Origin of the sequence: Kitasatospora sp. NPDC058032, assembly GCF_042885845.1 — a bacterium.
In the GTDB taxonomy this organism is placed as follows: Bacteria; Actinomycetota; Actinomycetes; order Streptomycetales; family Streptomycetaceae; genus Kitasatospora.
Map to the genome: position 1 here is coordinate 18109 of NZ_JBHVRK010000012.1, position 14123 is coordinate 32231.

Annotated in this window: 10 protein-coding genes and 1 pseudogene; 3 read left to right on the forward strand and 8 right to left on the reverse strand. The window is 71.4% G+C overall.

Annotation, left to right across the window (positions count from 1 at the left end):
• Nucleotides 1–94 precede the first annotated feature (94 nt).
• The 3 genes from tap to ACFVUH_RS20340 all read right to left on the reverse strand — a co-directional run bounded on the left by tap (nt 95) and on the right by ACFVUH_RS20340 (nt 4644).
• Entirely contained in the window at nt 95–2527 is a 2433-nt protein-coding gene (gene tap, locus ACFVUH_RS20330) for a telomere-associated protein Tap (RefSeq protein WP_387914725.1), read from the reverse strand.
• 24 nt (nt 2528–2551) lie between these two features.
• Nucleotides 2552–2908 (reverse strand): hypothetical protein, encoded by a 357-nt coding sequence (locus tag ACFVUH_RS20335; RefSeq protein ID WP_387914726.1) that lies wholly within the window; start codon nt 2906–2908, stop codon nt 2552–2554.
• A 221-nt stretch (nt 2909–3129) separates the two neighbouring features.
• A complete protein-coding gene (locus ACFVUH_RS20340; protein ID WP_387914728.1) occupies nt 3130–4644 on the reverse strand; it encodes a S1 RNA-binding domain-containing protein in 1515 nt (504 codons plus the stop codon).
• A gap of 461 nt (nt 4645–5105) precedes the next feature.
• Between ACFVUH_RS20340 and ACFVUH_RS20345 the strand changes: the two genes are divergently transcribed.
• The gene (locus ACFVUH_RS20345) at nt 5106–5492 is read left to right on the forward strand and encodes a helicase associated domain-containing protein (RefSeq protein WP_387914730.1); all 387 of its coding nucleotides are present in this window, start codon (nt 5106–5108) and stop codon (nt 5490–5492) included.
• A gap of 205 nt (nt 5493–5697) precedes the next feature.
• Here the strand turns inward: ACFVUH_RS20345 and lepB are convergent, their stop codons facing one another.
• The gene (gene lepB / locus ACFVUH_RS20350; protein WP_387914732.1) at nt 5698–6507 is read right to left on the reverse strand and encodes a signal peptidase I; all 810 of its coding nucleotides are present in this window, start codon (nt 6505–6507) and stop codon (nt 5698–5700) included.
• Nucleotides 6485–7054, reverse strand: a complete 570-nt coding sequence (locus tag ACFVUH_RS20355) for a hypothetical protein (RefSeq protein WP_387914733.1) — start codon at nt 7052–7054, stop codon at nt 6485–6487. The genes lepB and ACFVUH_RS20355 overlap by 23 nt, the downstream gene beginning before the upstream one ends.
• A 485-nt stretch (nt 7055–7539) precedes the next feature.
• On the opposite strand from ACFVUH_RS20355, the pseudogene ACFVUH_RS20360 reads away from it, so the two are divergent.
• A pseudogene (locus ACFVUH_RS20360) lies at nt 7540–7693 on the forward strand (IS5/IS1182 family transposase); the annotation flags it as partial.
• Nucleotides 7694–7747: 54 nt separating this feature from the next.
• Here ACFVUH_RS20360 and ACFVUH_RS20365 read toward each other — a convergent pair.
• From ACFVUH_RS20365 to ACFVUH_RS20375, 3 genes are all read right to left on the reverse strand, one after another.
• Nucleotides 7748–10771 carry an AAA family ATPase gene (locus ACFVUH_RS20365; RefSeq protein ID WP_387914734.1) on the reverse strand — a complete coding sequence of 1008 codons (3024 nt, stop codon included), beginning with the start codon at nt 10769–10771 and terminating at the stop codon, nt 7748–7750.
• A complete protein-coding gene (locus ACFVUH_RS20370; protein ID WP_387914736.1) occupies nt 10771–11922 on the reverse strand; it encodes an exonuclease SbcCD subunit D in 1152 nt (383 codons plus the stop codon). The genes ACFVUH_RS20365 and ACFVUH_RS20370 overlap by 1 nt, the downstream gene beginning before the upstream one ends.
• A gap of 422 nt (nt 11923–12344) precedes the next feature.
• On the reverse strand, nt 12345–13259 hold the full coding sequence (locus tag ACFVUH_RS20375; RefSeq protein WP_387914738.1) for a TIGR03620 family F420-dependent LLM class oxidoreductase: 915 nt from the start codon (nt 13257–13259) through the stop codon (nt 12345–12347).
• Nucleotides 13260–13469: 210 nt separating this feature from the next.
• Here ACFVUH_RS20375 and ACFVUH_RS20380 point away from each other — a divergent pair, with 210 nt between their 5' ends.
• Entirely contained in the window at nt 13470–14048 is a 579-nt protein-coding gene (locus ACFVUH_RS20380; protein WP_387914740.1) for a TetR/AcrR family transcriptional regulator, read from the forward strand.
• Nucleotides 14049–14123: the final 75 nt, after the last annotated feature.

Below are 14123 nucleotides of genomic sequence, written 5' to 3' on the forward strand. Positions count from 1 at the left end.
TCAGGTCCTTCCCCGCCCCGGCCGGGGCGACTCGTGTTCGTGCGGTGGTGGAGCGGGCAGCCCGCCGGGCGGGTACCGGCGGGCCGCGCGGGGGCTACTCGTCGGCGGAGACGACGCCGCCGGTCTTGATGTGGCGGGCCGGGTTCGTGTCGTCGGCGATGAGTTCAGCGATCTCCGGCATCGGCCGGGAGCCCTCGAACTTCACGTGCCCGGGGCTGACGCCCAGGCGCAGCGAGGTGGTGAGGGTGCCGTCGGGCTTGGTGAGGATGTCCAGGGCGCCGGGGCCGGGGGCGGCGAAGACGGCGCAGTCGGAGAGGACGGCGAAGGCGTGCAGGCCGGTGTCGGCGTGCATGCGGCGGAGTTTGCGGTGGAGGTTGACGGTGGCGGTGTCGATGACCAGGGCGCGCATCAGCGGGTCCCAGGTCGGCCGGTCCAGGGCCGCCCAGCGCTCGCCGGGCTTGTAGCCGTGGCCGCGGGGGCGTTCGCGCATCTTGCCGATGGTGCCCTTGGCGGTCTGCTTGATCGCGGTGAGCACCGCGAGTTCCGCCGGGTCGCCGGCGGTCTTCAGGTTGGCCATGGCGTCCAGGAACGCGAGCGGATCCTGGTCGGCGAGGTCGCCCGGGACGCCGAGGGCGGCCATCGTGTCCAGGTACGCGGCACGCAGCCGCTTGTGCCACGGATCCAAGTAGGGGCCGTGCTCGTGCCGCAGCCAGCCCTCGGTCGGGTGGACCGTCGCGCCGAGTTCGACGGCGTAGGCGACCTTCACCGTGGAGTACCAGGCCGGCCCGGTCGGACGGGAGCCGTCCGCGGTGAACGGCGAGGGCAGCAGCGGGTTGGTGTCGACGTGGGAGAGGTCGACCAGCCACGAGCCGGGCACCGTCTTGTCGAAGACCGGGTTGAGCTCGTGCACCGGCCCGGACAGCGGCAGGGTCAGGCGCCCGGCGGCCGCGAGGAACGCCATGTTGACGTCCAGGCCGACCCCGTACAGCGCCGTCTTCTTCTCGTCGTCGCTGAGCTCGCGGAACCAGTCCCACGCCTCGGTCACCAGCTCGCCGCCCGGCCCGCGGCCTTCCGCGAGCGGGTGGACGTCCGGGACCTCCGGCGGCGCCGGGTCGAACGCGTCCTTCGGCCGGGAGCCCTCCACCGGGCCGGACGTCCAGCTCGTTTCGATGCGCACCGCCTTCGTGGGCGGGCGCAGCGCGGTGACGAGTTCGAGGCCCGTCACGGCGGTGGAGCCGCGGGGGGTGAGGACGCGGGTGGCGTAGGTGCCGAGCAGGCGGGCCAGGCCGGCCGCGTCGAGGCCGTCGGGGATCTGCCAGCCCCCGGACGCGAGCGCGCCCCAGCCGGGGATGCACAGCTGCACGCAGACCCGCTTGCCGTCCTCCGGGGTGCGGTAGATGCGAGCCCAGGGGCCGAGGCCACGCTGGGTGAGCAGCCAGCCCGCCTTCTCCAACGCCTTCACGGCCTTGTGGGTCTTCGGCAGCGCACCGAGGCGCTGCACGAACTCCTTCTTCTCGTCCCGCCCGAGCGGCGGCAGGCCCAGCTCGGCCAGGGCGGCGTCGGAGACGACGACCAAGGCATCACCGTCCTTGCCGTGCCGGTGCAGCCGGGGCGAGCCCAGGCGCGACTCCAGCGCCCACTCGACCACGGCCGCCAGCGTCCGCCCGGTCGGAGGGGTCGGCGCCTGGGTGCCGTCGGCGAGGTAGGCCACCAGGCCGCGTCCGGTCGGGGCGACGTCCAGCACCGCGAGCGGTCCGGCCGGGAAGCGCGTGGCGGCAGCCGTCTCCCAGTCCGACGGGCCCTCAGCCGTGGCGGCCGGCTTGCGCGCCGGAGCCTTCCGCGCCCGCGACGACGCCGCGGGACGCGACGAGGCCACGCGACGCGACGCGGGCTCCGGTCCGGCCGCGGGGACGGCCGGCGCGGCGGCGATGTTCGGGTGCTGGGCGAGCGCCTCCAGCGCGGCCCGCGACGGCCCGGCCGGCTCCAGCCGGCCAGGCGCTCCTGCGGCGGTCTGGTCAGCGGGGGCGGGTTGCTGCGGAGCGGCCGGGACGGCGGTGGGGCGGCAGAACCCGCCCAGGTGCATCGGGTGCCCCTGGGCCCGGTAGACCGACGGCTGCCCGCACCGCACACACGGCGCCGCCGGAGCCATCACCAGCGACCCGTCCGCATTCTGGTCCAGCATCACCAACTGCGGTGCCGGGGCGAAAGCGGCCGGGGTCTGCAGTCCGGACACCGCGGGGGTGGGGTCGGGCTCGGGTGGTGCGGGGGTGAGTTGGGCGGCGATGCCCTCCAGCAGCTTCGCGTACGCGGCCCGGCCCTCGCCCTGGGGGTCACGCTGTCCGCTCTCCCAGGCGGTGAACGTGCTCGCGCTCACCTTGAGGGCCTTGGCGGTCTCTGTTTTGGTCAGCCCGTACTCGGTGCGCAGGCGTGCACGCTCGGCCGGCTCGGGCAGCGGCACCGGGCGGCGCGGGCCGGCCCCGAGCAGGGCATCGATCGCCTCGTGGGCGTGCGGCGGGATTCCGGTCATCTCCCTGTCCCTCCCCTTGCGGTGTCAGGCCGCGCGGTAGTGGCCACGCTGGACGCGTACGACGCGGCCGGCCTTCAGCAGAGTGTCGATGTACACCGAGGCGCCGTTGCTGGTGGTCTTCTTTCCGGCGTCGGTCATCGCCCGGGCGATCTCTCCCAGGGTCATCGGTTTGTGCGAGGCCCGCAGGATCGTGACGATCGCGTCCGACTTCGTCAGGTCCTGGATCTCCTCCCCCGGGACGAAAGGGGCCCGGGCGAGCTTGCGGAGGGCCTCGCGCTGTGCCTTCAGGCCCTCGATCCGTGCTCCGAGCAGGTCCCATTCCCGTTGGGCCGCTCGGAGTTCCTTCTCGACCTGCTCCAGGTCCCCGCCGTAGGAAGTCATGAGAGAACTGTAGCAATGGGAAGATTTGACTTTATGGACTATTAGGTAATGGATTCTAAGGTTTTCGATGCCTTGAAGGTGTCGGTTCCGCCCGGCTGCCCGTGGATGACCCCCGGGCCCGGGACGTCTCGGGAGCACGCACGGTGGTCCGGCCCGCCCGGGCACTCAGAACGTCCGCACGCAGAGCCCCGAACAGGCGCGGCGGCCATCGGCTCCATGTGTCAGGCGTGGTGGTGTTCCTCCGCGCCTGGCCGGAGGGCTCCTGTGTGCGACAGCGTGATCCGGCGCCGCGTGGGATCCACGTCGGTGATCACCACGGTGAGCCTGTCCCCGACCCGGACGGTGTCCTCGGGTCGGCCTGCGGGTGGTTGCGCGAGTTCGGTGTTGTGCACCAGCCCCTCGAAGCCGTCCGCCCGGTCCTCGATGCGGACGAAAACGCCGAACGGTACGAGCTTGGTGACCTCTCCGGTGACGATCCGGCCCACCTGCTGCGCGATTTGCAGGATCGGGTCGTCCTGCAGTCCTTTGAGGGACAGCTGTACCCGTTCCCGCACCATGTCGACGTCGAGGACCTCCGCCGTGATCCGCTGGCCGACCGCGACGACATCGCAGGGGTGACCGATGGGGCGCCACGACAGTTCGGGAATGTTGATCATCGCGGTGAAACCGCCGATGTCGACGAACGTGACGCCGAAGCTCGCGATCTCGGTGACGGTGCCGGTCACGGTCTGGCCGCGGCGGAGGGTTTGCAGGAAGGCCCAGTCCCGGTCACTCGGGGTCGGCTCCGTACGCCACCGGGCGCGAAGGACGCCGTCCCCGTCGGGCAGCACGGCCGTGAACAGAGGGCTGCGTCCGTCGACGTCCATCGGCAGAACGGCGGCACGGGCGCCGCGGACCTGGGCGGCCAGTGCCGTGAACTGGGTCTCGTCGGCGACCGTACCGGTGATCCGGCCCCCCTTGTCCTCCCACACGGATTCGACCAGGCCCTCGGCCGGGAGGCCGGCGACAACTGCGGCGACATCGGTGGAGAGGTCCGGCCAGACGGCCAGACGGGCCCGCAGGGTCAGCCGGGCGCGCACCGCATCGAGCGTGCCATCGGCGAGCCGGTGCCAGCGGGAAGCGTTGCCGACGTGCGTCTCCTCCAGGAGCGCCGCCTCACGCGTCGCCACGCACCAGCGCACCCGCGCCCAGAAGACGTCATCGGCGAGGCGCTGCTCAACCGGCTCGTCGAACACCGCCTCGTACGGGGAGGCGTCCAGTGGTTCGGGGAAGAGCCCCAGTTCGCTGGTACGCGCCAGTGCCGCTTCGCAGGGCACGTTGCTGCCCACGTACACGTACTGGTCCCAGCCGACGTGCACGGCGAAGGTGTCCTCGACCTCCAGGCGACACCAGGCGCCGGTGTCGCGCAGCATCGCCCGTACCAACTCCAGGCCGAGCGGCACCGATACCTGCGCCCCGTCATGGAAGCCTGTCAGGTCGGACGGGAAGGGGCCTGCGAGACCATCGTCCTCGGCTGCCGGCTCCGAGCCGACGTACGCGAAGCCGAGCGCGGCCTGAGGCTCGCGGACAGCCAGGTGCCGCACACCGGTGTCCTCGGCGAAGGCGGCAACCGCCTCGAGGTAGGCGGCCTCGACGGGCCCGTGGTCACTGACCGTCTCCTGCGCCCCCGTGCAGACGCCCCGCTCGTCACGGTCCGCAGGGTCGTACTTGGTGATCCGGTATACGTACGGCAGCACGTCACTGCCCCACCGCGACCGAGCACGGTGCAACGCCCCGGCCGCGTTCCAAGACGCTCGCGCCACCACCGGGGTGCGGCGGGAACCGGTGACGTTGACGGTGGAAGCTCATCGGGCCATCCTTCCCGATCCGACGGACCGCACGCTCCCCCATGTCCAAGGCCCTCGGGGAAACCATCGCGTCTGCGAAGCCGTCCCCGGCAAGCCCCGGCCAGACTGCCGTGACCACGATCCGCAGCTGCCGTTCACCGCACTTCAGCGTGATCTTTCACCGCCATCCGCCGCCCTCCCGTTCATCACTACTCCTCACAACAACCCTCATGAACAGGAAAGTCAGCCGCTCGGACCCCGGTGAACAACAACACCGAACCAACTGAAACCCACACGCCGATCATCAAGCAGGGGCGCTGTCTCCGGAGCGGCGGCGGGCGCGGGAGGAGATCGACCCGTGGTGGTGCCCGGTGTGGCCGGTCACCTGGCAGCGTGCCTACACCACCGCCCGCCTGTGGTGGCTGGAGTCCGACGGGCGGGTCGGCTGGACCGCCCTGCCCCTGGACACGGTGTTCGAGGGTGAGCAGCTCGGCCGCTGGGTGCTCGCGCAGCGGGCCGGACGGCCGGGGTTGGAGGAGGACCGGCGGGACCTGCTGACGGCGATCGGCATCGAGGCCGACCAAGAGCTGGTGACCGTCAAGGCCGCCGCCGAGGCGAAGCCGAAGATGTCCCGCATCGACCGGTTCCAGCAGGGTCTGGCCGCGCTCGCCCAGTTCCGCGAACGGGAGCGGCATCCCCAGGTCCCCCGCTCGCGTGAAGGAACGGGTGGAGGCCGCGGATGCCGGTCCCGAAGGTGAGAAGCAGACAGCGGTGTCGCAGTTCGCGCTCGGCACCTGACTCGACAGCCCAGAGGCCGCCGGGCGAAGGTCACGCCGGCGCAGCTCGCCGAGCACGGCGTGGAGTGGGCGTAGCGGGCCGCCGTCGGGCTGGTCTCGTTGCCCGCCGAGGCCCTGAGACAGCGTTGGAGGCCGTCACCTGCGGGGTGGCGGCTTCGGGCTTCTCCTACGCTGCCTCGCGCTCCGTGGCTGCGGTGAGCCGGTCTGCCGGCCGACTTCTCCCTCTGGTCTCCGTGACCGTCCGTCCCCCGGCTATCGCGGTGAACGCCGCCGGCCGGTCCAGGACGGTCCAGTGTCCGAACGGGTAGACCACCCACTCCGCCCGTCCGATGACCCGGCGCTCGGGCACGAAGCCACCACCAGGATCGCCCAGGTGGTCACGCGAGTCGTGGGAGGCGCTGCGGTGGTCCCCCATCACCCACAGCTTTCCATCCGGCACCACCACGTCGAAGACCACGTTCGACGGTTCGTCACCTTCGGCCAGGTAGGAGGACTCGTCGATCGGCACGCCGTTGACAGTGATCCGCCCGCCCGGGCCGGTGCTGGTCACTCGGTCCCCGCCGATGCCTATGACGCGCATGAAGTAGATCGTGTCCCCGGCCGATGTCAGGCCCAAGTCCCGTCCCAGCGAACGCAGTCCCTCCAAGGCATCGGTCCGCTTGGCCGACCCTCGCACAAAGTAGCCCCTCCCGTCGAAGACCACCACGTCCCCGCGTTGGGGGTGGCCGTCGAAGGCGTACGCCAGCTTGTTCACGATCAGGCGGTCGCCCGGTCGCAGAGTGTTCTCCATCGAGCTCGACGGCACCGCGAACGGGCGAGCCACGAAGGCGTTCACCGGCAGGGCGATCACGACACAGACACCCAACAGCCGGAGCAGGCCGCGCAGGCGAGAACGAGTCCGCGGGTCCCCGGACGGGTGCTCCTTCTCCTTTGACCATGCCCGGCCATTCGCCTCACCGTGTTCGCTCACATCCACCCTCCTGACGGTCGGTGCCGAACGGCGGCGCCGCACGCAGGGCGGCGCTCTCCTCGACCCGCTGCTGGACCTCGTCGATGCCGGCGCAGTGCGCCGGACCGGCGATGGTGGTGGCGGTGGTGGCGGCACCCGGTGGCGGGCCCGGCACGGCGTCGGCGGCACGGCTGGTGTCCTCGCCGGCCAGGCCGTCGAGACGGGTGATCAGCCGGTGCAGGCGCCCGGCGCGGTAGCGTGCGGCCGGCGTCAGGCCGTCCAGCTTCGGCTCCACACGCCGGCCGGCCGCCGGGCGGCCCGGACGGCGCTCCAGCCCGGCCGCCCGGGCGTCCAGTTCCTCGGCCGAGAAGACGTTGTCCAGCGACAGCATCGGCGCGCTGTGCGGCAGGTCGCCCGCGACCGCGCCGCCGGCGGCCTTCCCCCCGGGGGAATCCGGCGGCACCTCACCCGGGTGCGCCTCCTGGTAGACCACGATCACCCGCACCAGCTCGTCGTACTCGTCGGCCCCGAGCGGCGTGGCCCCGTCGGTGCAGTACGCGGCGGCTGTCTGCACAGCAACGGCGTCGGCATCGGCGGGCGAGGACGACAACGAAGCGATGTCCCGATCATGGGGACATGATCGCAGCCAGCACCGACGACGTACCCGCCCCCAGCGGCGAAGCTTGAGAGCGAGCACCCGACTCTCCGGCGTTCCGCCGCTGACCTGTGGGGCGTTGGCCGCCCCGCCGCGCCGGACAGCGTCGGCCATCGCCACGTGGGCGGCTTGGGCGACGCCCTCCGGTCTTCTCCTGCACTGTCGCGCTCTCCGTGGAGGTGGACTCTGCTGCTTCGGACACGATGCCGTCCTGAAGACTTCCCGGTATGGACGACAGGACCGCGGGCCAGGCCCCGAAGACCGCGGCGAAAAGTCTGGGAGGCACAGTGCCGTGGCTGGCGCCGTCCGGCCCGGCCGCCGAGGCGCCGGCGGTACTGGACCGGCCACTGCCGGCCTGCGTCCAGGACCCCCACTACGATGCGTTCGACTCCGCCGACTTCTGCGCCGAACACCGCCGCGTCCGCGCCCGTGTCGGGCACGCCTTCGCCCGCAGGAAGAACTACAGGATCCCTTCGCGCCTGCCGACAGAAAGGCGACGGCCTGCACCACGCGGTGCAGGCCGTCGCCCCCATGGACAACCTCGCCCGGACCATGTGAACTCACAGGTCAGGACACACAGACCTGCCCACGTCCAGGCTTCCGCAACAAGCTTCAGGCGCCGGCGAGCACGGGGTGGACGGTCGAGCCGTTGCGTTCCTTGCGGATGTGCAGTTGCGTCGGGATGCGGTCGCTGAGGTCTCCGACATGGCTGACCACGCCCACGGCGCGGTCACCGGCCCGGAGTTGGTCAAGGACGTCCATGACGTCGGTCAGACTCTGTTCGTCCAGGCTGCCGAAGCCCTCGTCGACGAACAGGACGCCCAGGGGGCGTCCGCCGGCTTCGCCCGTGACGACATCGGCCAGGCCGAGCGCGAGGGCCAGGGAAGTGGTGAAGGTCTCTCCTCCGGAGAGGGTGGAGGTCTCGCGTTCCAGCCCGGTCCAGTTGTCGAGGATGCGCAGGGTCAGGCCGGCCTTGGCGCGGCCCCTTCCGGGCTCCTTCTCCTGGCTGTAGACCAGTTGGAAACGTTCGGAAGTCATGGCCGTCAGGCGGGTGTTGGCCGCAGTGACGATCTCCTTGAGGCGACCGGCGAGGACGTATGCCTCGAGTTCCATGCTGAGGGTGTTGGCCGTGCTGCGGCCGTTGACGACTTCGGCGAGGCGGTCTGCCAGGGCATGGTCGGCGCGCAGGCCCTCCAGGGCGGCCTCGGCAGGGGTGAGTTCGTCCGTCAGGTGCCGTAGTTCAATCACGCGGGTGTGAGCCTCGTGGGCGTTGTTGGTGGCGGACTTGACCGCTGTCTCGGCCGCTGTCAGGACCGTCTGCGCCACGGCCGGTTCGGCAGTGGGCAGTTGGCCCGCCTCGACGAGTTCGGGAGCGGACAGGAGGTCAGTGACGGCGGCGTCGTCCTTGTCCCACTGCTCGAGTTCTTTCTGCCACTGCTGCACGGCGGCGGGGGGCTGGAGGGCGTCGCCGGCTTCTTCGAAGGTGGGGAACCCCGCTTCGGCAGCGCTGTCGTGGGCGGTTGAAGTGGAGTCGGCGAGGCGGGCGGCTACCGCCGCGGTCCGTCGGGCGTACTCGATGACGTCGGAGAGCCGGTCCCTGGTCCCGGTCAGCGTGGTGATGCGCTGTTCCAGCGTGGGAGCGTCGGCGCGCGCCTCCTCGAGTTCCCGGACGATCTGCTGCTGTTCCTGTCGCAGTGTCGTGGCCCGGCTCTGGGCCTCGGTGACCTGCTTCTGGGCCTGGGCGCGCTGATGCGTCCGCCGGTCGTGCTCTGTCTGCAGTTCCTCCAGGTGCTGCTGTGCCTCGACGAGGTCGGCGGCTTCCTGCTGGGCTTCGGTGTGCGCCGTACACGCCTGCTCCAGGCGGGTGCGCAGTTCCGCGACGGGTTCCTCGCCCGCGGCGCCCGTTGCCTGCGCGTGCCGGGTGGCCAGGTCGGCGCGGGTCCGGTCGGCGGCTTCGTGGAGCTTCCCGGCCTTCTCGTACGCCTGGGCGGCCTTCTCCTCGTCCGCGCGGGTCGGCTGCTGTGCGGAGGGCCGGGCCGGGCTCGGGTGTTCGGGTGATCCGCACACGACGCACGGCCGACCGTCCTTCAGGTCACCGGCCAGTTCCGCCGCCATGCCGTTCAGTCGCTGTTCGCGCAGGTCCAGCCACTTCTGCTGGGCGGCGCGGGCCTGGTCGCCACGCCTGGCCGCGGTCCTGGTCGCCTTGTCGAGTTCGGCGGCCAGCGCATCGCGGGTCTCGGCGAACTCCAGTTGCTTCGCGAGCGCGTCCTCGTCCTTCGCCAGCTGGGGGATCCGATCGGCGACGCCGCGCAGCACGGTGATGCGCTCGGTGGCGGCGGCATGGGTCCGGGGCCAGCTGTCGAGCCACTCCTGGGTGTCGTCCAGTTCCTCCTGGGCGAGTTTCTCCTTCTCGTCCATCGTGGCGATCCGGTGGGCGAGTTCTGTGTGGCGCTCCTCGCGGGGGCGCAGTGCTTCGAGGCGTCCGAGGGCGGCGTGCAGGTCCTGGTGGGCCTGTTCCAGTTCGGGGACGGTCGCGTGGGTGTGCGCCGTGTCCAGGAGACTGCGCCTGTCGCGCTCGGCGTCCTTGGCTTTGGCGAGTTGGTCGGCGTTGGTGCGTACTGCTGCCAGGAGCGGGCGCAGGTGTTCGGCGCCGCGGGCGTGCTCCAGGCGGGTTCGCAGATGCTGGTTGTCTTCGCGACCACCGTCCAAGGTGGTACGGCGGGCCAGTGCTTCGCGGTGGCGCTGCTGGCGGCCGGCGAGGTCGACGGCGGTGGCAAGGGCGGCTTTGGCCGCCTGGTGGGCCTGGTCGGCTTTCGCTTCGGCGGCGCGGGCTGTTTCGAAGGCGGCGGTGGCGCGTGTGAGGAGGTTCTGTGTCCAGGGCAGCAGGGTGGTGCGGTGGGGTGTGCCGGGGGGTGGTGTCGTCTCGGTGAGTGGTGTCGTCTCGGTGAGATGGGGGCCTGCCGCTTGTTCGATGCGGCCGCTGAGGTGGTCGATGATGCCTTGTGCCTGTTGGAGATCGGCTTTGAGGGTGTTCCTGTGGGCCGCGAGCCAGTTCTGCAGGTCCTGGAATCGGTGGGTGGTGAACAGGTGGCTCAGGAGTGCGCGCCGGTCGCCTGCACTGGCGTGCAGGAATTTGGCGAAGTCGCCCTGTGGGAGCAGTACGACCTGGCAGAACTGTTCTTTGGTCAGGCCGAGGAGTGTGGTGACCTGGGTGCCGGTTTCCTGGATGTGGGCGCTGACCGGCTCCCAGGCCGTGGTGCCGTCGGGGTGGGTGATGCGTTCGTGCAGGTGGGCGGTGGCCTGGGCGGTGGCGGTGCCGTCCTTGGCCCGCAGGCTGCGGTAGGTCTGTGCCGGGGTTCGGGTGATCTTGAAGCGGCGGCCGGAGACGCTGAACTGCAGTTCCACACGGGTTCGCAGGGTGTCCGGGGCGTGGTCGCTGCGCAGTCTGGTGGTGGGCCGGTGACCGGGGACCGTGCCGTACAGGGCGAAGCAGACCGCGTCGAGCACGCTGGTCTTCCCTGCACCGGTGACACCCTTGAGGAGGAAGACGCCGGCGCTGAACAGCTGGTCGAAGTCGACGTTCTCGGTGCGGGCGAACGGGCCGAACGCGGTGACGGCCATGGTGTGCAGACGCATCAGAGGGCTTCTCCCTGGGCGGCGACGCGGACGTGATCGATGCCGCGGCGCAGCAGGTCCCGCTCGGGCTCGGTGGCGTCGGCGTGGGTGACGTGGCGCAGGAACCCGACGGCGATCTCGTGGTCGGTGAGGCTTTCCACGCGTTCGCGTGAGGGCAGGTCGTCGGCGGAGGGGCCGGCGGTGGCGTGGGTGAGCTTGAGGACGTGGGGGAAGCGCTGCCGCAGGCGCTCCATGGCCATGTGGGGGCGGCTCGTGTCGGTCAGGGTGACGTGGAGCCAGGCCTGTTCGAGGTCGGTGTGCCGGCTGTCCGTCAGGAGGTCGTCCAGGTGGCCCTGGAGGCGGGCGAGGTGGTAGGGCCGGGGGCAGGGGATGGAGCGGGCGGTCACGGCGCCGTCGCCGTCCAGGTCGACGAGCCACATGCTCTTGGAGTGGTCCGCCTCGGTGAAGGAGTAGGGCAGGGGTGATCCGCTGTAGCGGATGCGGTCGTTGATCCGCTGGCTGCGGTGCAGGTGGCCGAGGGCGACGTAGTCCACGCCGTCGAAGAGGCTCGCCGGGACGTTCGCGACGCCGCCGACGGTGATGTCGCGTTCGCTGGGGCTGGGTTCGGCGCCGGTGACGAAGGCGTGGGCCAGGACGACGGCGCGCGTGCCGGGTCGGGTGGCCAGGTCCTCGCGTATCCGGTCCATCGCGGTGCTCAGGACCGCGTGGTGGCTGGTGGTCGGTGCGTGGAGGCTCTCGCGGACCAGAGCGGGTTCGAGGTAGGGCAGGCCGTAGAAGGCGACCTGGCCGTGTGCGTCCTGGAGCAGTGCGGGGCGGGCCAGGTCGTGGGGGTCCGTGCGCAGGTGGATGCCGGCGTGTTCGATCAGTCGGGAGTTCACGCCGAGCCTGCGGGGCGAGTCGTGGTTTCCGCTGATCATGACGAGGGGGATCTTCAGCTCGGCGAGTTGCGCGAGGGTGTGCTGGAACAGGTCGATCGCTTCCAGTGGTGGGATGGCCCGGTCGTAGACGTCGCCCGCGACGGCTACCGCGTCCACGTGTTCGCGCTTCACCACGTCGATCATGTCCTCGAGAAAGGCGCGTTGGGCCGTCAGGAGGGGTTCACGGTGGAACGAGCGGCCGAGGTGCCAGTCCGAGGTGTGCAGGATCCTCATGGGCTGCGACCGTAGCGTCTACTTGTCGGTCATACGAACTGGCTGTCATTTCACAGTAATTTAATGCAGAAGTTCGACAGAAGTCGTCAACTTCCTTCAGGTTCCGCCTGGTTTGGATCATGTGGCATCCAGGGTGAACAATGAGGGTGAGGCAGACGTTCCAGGACGGTGCGCGCTGGCACCGCTGCTCCTCCAGGCGGCTGGTGAGGCGATGAGTCGCGGGGACGCCCACGCGGCCCGGTGAGCGAAGTGGAGCGGGACGAGCGCGGTGCGCCTGGACAGCTTCAGTGAGAGTGACTTCCACCCGCTCACCGACGTGGCGGACACTCCCGCGAGCCGGCCACCTCCTCCCCCGCCGGCTTCCCCGTCACGCGAGCGGCCGGCACGGACATCCGCCGCACGGGCGGCCTCATGCCCGGGCCTCAGCGGAGCAGCGCCGGGGCCAGTTCGCGCCATTCTCGGTCGGGGAGGGCGGTCGGGTCGGCGGTGAAGACCTGGATGCAGACGTGGTCGGCACCGACGTCGAGGTGTTCGCGGACGCGACGGCGGATCGCGTCGGCGTCGCCGTGGGCGACGATCGCGTCCACCAGGCGGCGGCTCGGTCCGCCCACGATGTCCTCGTCACCGAAGCCGAACCGGCGGACGTTGGCCTCCTGGTGGGCGGCCATCGAGACGTAGGCGGCGACGTGGGCGGTGGCGAGTTCGCGGGCACGGGCAGGGTCGGTGTCCAGGACGACGGCCTGTTCGACGCCGAGGAAGGCATCGGGGCCCATCAACTCCCGGGCACGACGGGTGTGTTCGACCGGCACGAAGTACGGGTGCGCGCCCCAGGTACGTTCGGCGGCCAGCTGGAGCATCCTGGGGCCGAGTGCGGCCAGCACCCGGTGGGGCGCCGGGTCCGGTACGGGGCTGTGCGCGGGGACGGCGTCCATCGCGTCCAGGTAGGCGGTCATGGTGGCGACCGCCCGGCCGCGGGCCGGGATCGGGTAGCCGTCGAGCTTGTGGACGGTGTCGTCCACCCGGTGGCCGCCGAGGCCGAGCAGGTAGCGGCCGGGGAAGGCCTCACCGAGGGCGCGGGAGGCGGTCGCGGTGGCGATCGGGTCGCGAAAGGCGATGTTGGCGATGCCGGAGGCGACGGTGATCCGCCGGGTCGCCGACAGGAGCAACCAAGCCTGGCCCGCGCTCTCCCGGCCGAACGCCTCACCGAACCAGATCGCGCCGTATCCGAGCTCCTCGATCTCGGCGGCGGCCTCCCGGACGCGGCCGGCGGGCTGGGCGTCGAAGGCGAACGTCCAGATCCCGACCTTGCCGAGTCCGGTCCGCGCGGTGTCCGTCATCGGTGCTCCTCGAAGCTTGTCCATGGTCGTCATGGGCAGGGCACAGCAGGACACGCCGACGCCCGCCCATCCGGAGAGGTTCTCCGGTTAGCCTCGGCCTACAATACGGAGAACCTCTCCGCTTGGCCACCGCCGAGCCATCACCTCCGAGCCGTCGAGCCACCACCGCCCGACCACCACCACCGCCCACCGATCGCGAGGACCCCGCCCATGCCCCCGACACAGCGCACCGACGCCCGGCGCAACCACGAGCGCCTGCTCGCCGCCGCCCAGGAGGCGTTCGCCGAGACAGGCGCCGAGGCCTCGCTCAACGACATCGCCCGGCGGGCCGGCGTCGGACCGGGCACCCTCTACCGGCACTTCCCCACCCGCGCCGCCCTCCTGGCCGCCGTCCTGGAGGAACGCGTCGAACGACTCTGCGCCCGCGCCGACGAGTTGACCGCCACCCGCCCCGCCGATCAGGCCCTCGCCGAGTGGCTGCGCGCCTTCATCACCCACGCCCGCACCCACCACGGTCTCGGCGGCGCACTGCTGCTGGAGGCCTCCGACGCCCCGGACGCGGACTGCCACCGACGGATCGAGGACGCCGCCGCCGCCGTCCTCACCCGCGCGCAACGCAACGGCACGGCCCGCCCGGACCTGGCCGCCGACGACCTGCTCCAGCTCGCCCTCGGAATCGCCCTCACCACCACCGCGCCGGAACCGGACCACGAGGCGCGCGCCGACCGCCTGCTCGCACTCGCCCTGGACGGCGTCCACGCCCCGACACCCGGCCGCGCCGCGACGTAGACACGGCGGACAGCCCGGCGACGGCATCCCTCCACACGACCACCGCCGCCCGCCACCGCGCCGAACCCGGCCACC

Coding starts and splice junctions, on each gene's coding strand:
- ACFVUH_RS20370 (WP_387914736.1), bottom strand. CDS start 11,922: ATGAGGATCCTGCACACCTCGGACTGGCACCTCGGCCGCTCGTTCCAC.
- tap (WP_387914725.1), bottom strand. CDS start 2,527: ATGACCGGAATCCCGCCGCACGCCCACGAGGCGATCGATGCCCTGCTC.
- ACFVUH_RS20380 (WP_387914740.1), top strand. CDS start 13,470: ATGCCCCCGACACAGCGCACCGACGCCCGGCGCAACCACGAGCGCCTG.
- ACFVUH_RS20335 (WP_387914726.1), bottom strand. CDS start 2,908: ATGACTTCCTACGGCGGGGACCTGGAGCAGGTCGAGAAGGAACTCCGA.
- ACFVUH_RS20375 (WP_387914738.1), bottom strand. CDS start 13,259: ATGACGGACACCGCGCGGACCGGACTCGGCAAGGTCGGGATCTGGACG.
- ACFVUH_RS20365 (WP_387914734.1), bottom strand. CDS start 10,771: ATGCGTCTGCACACCATGGCCGTCACCGCGTTCGGCCCGTTCGCCCGC.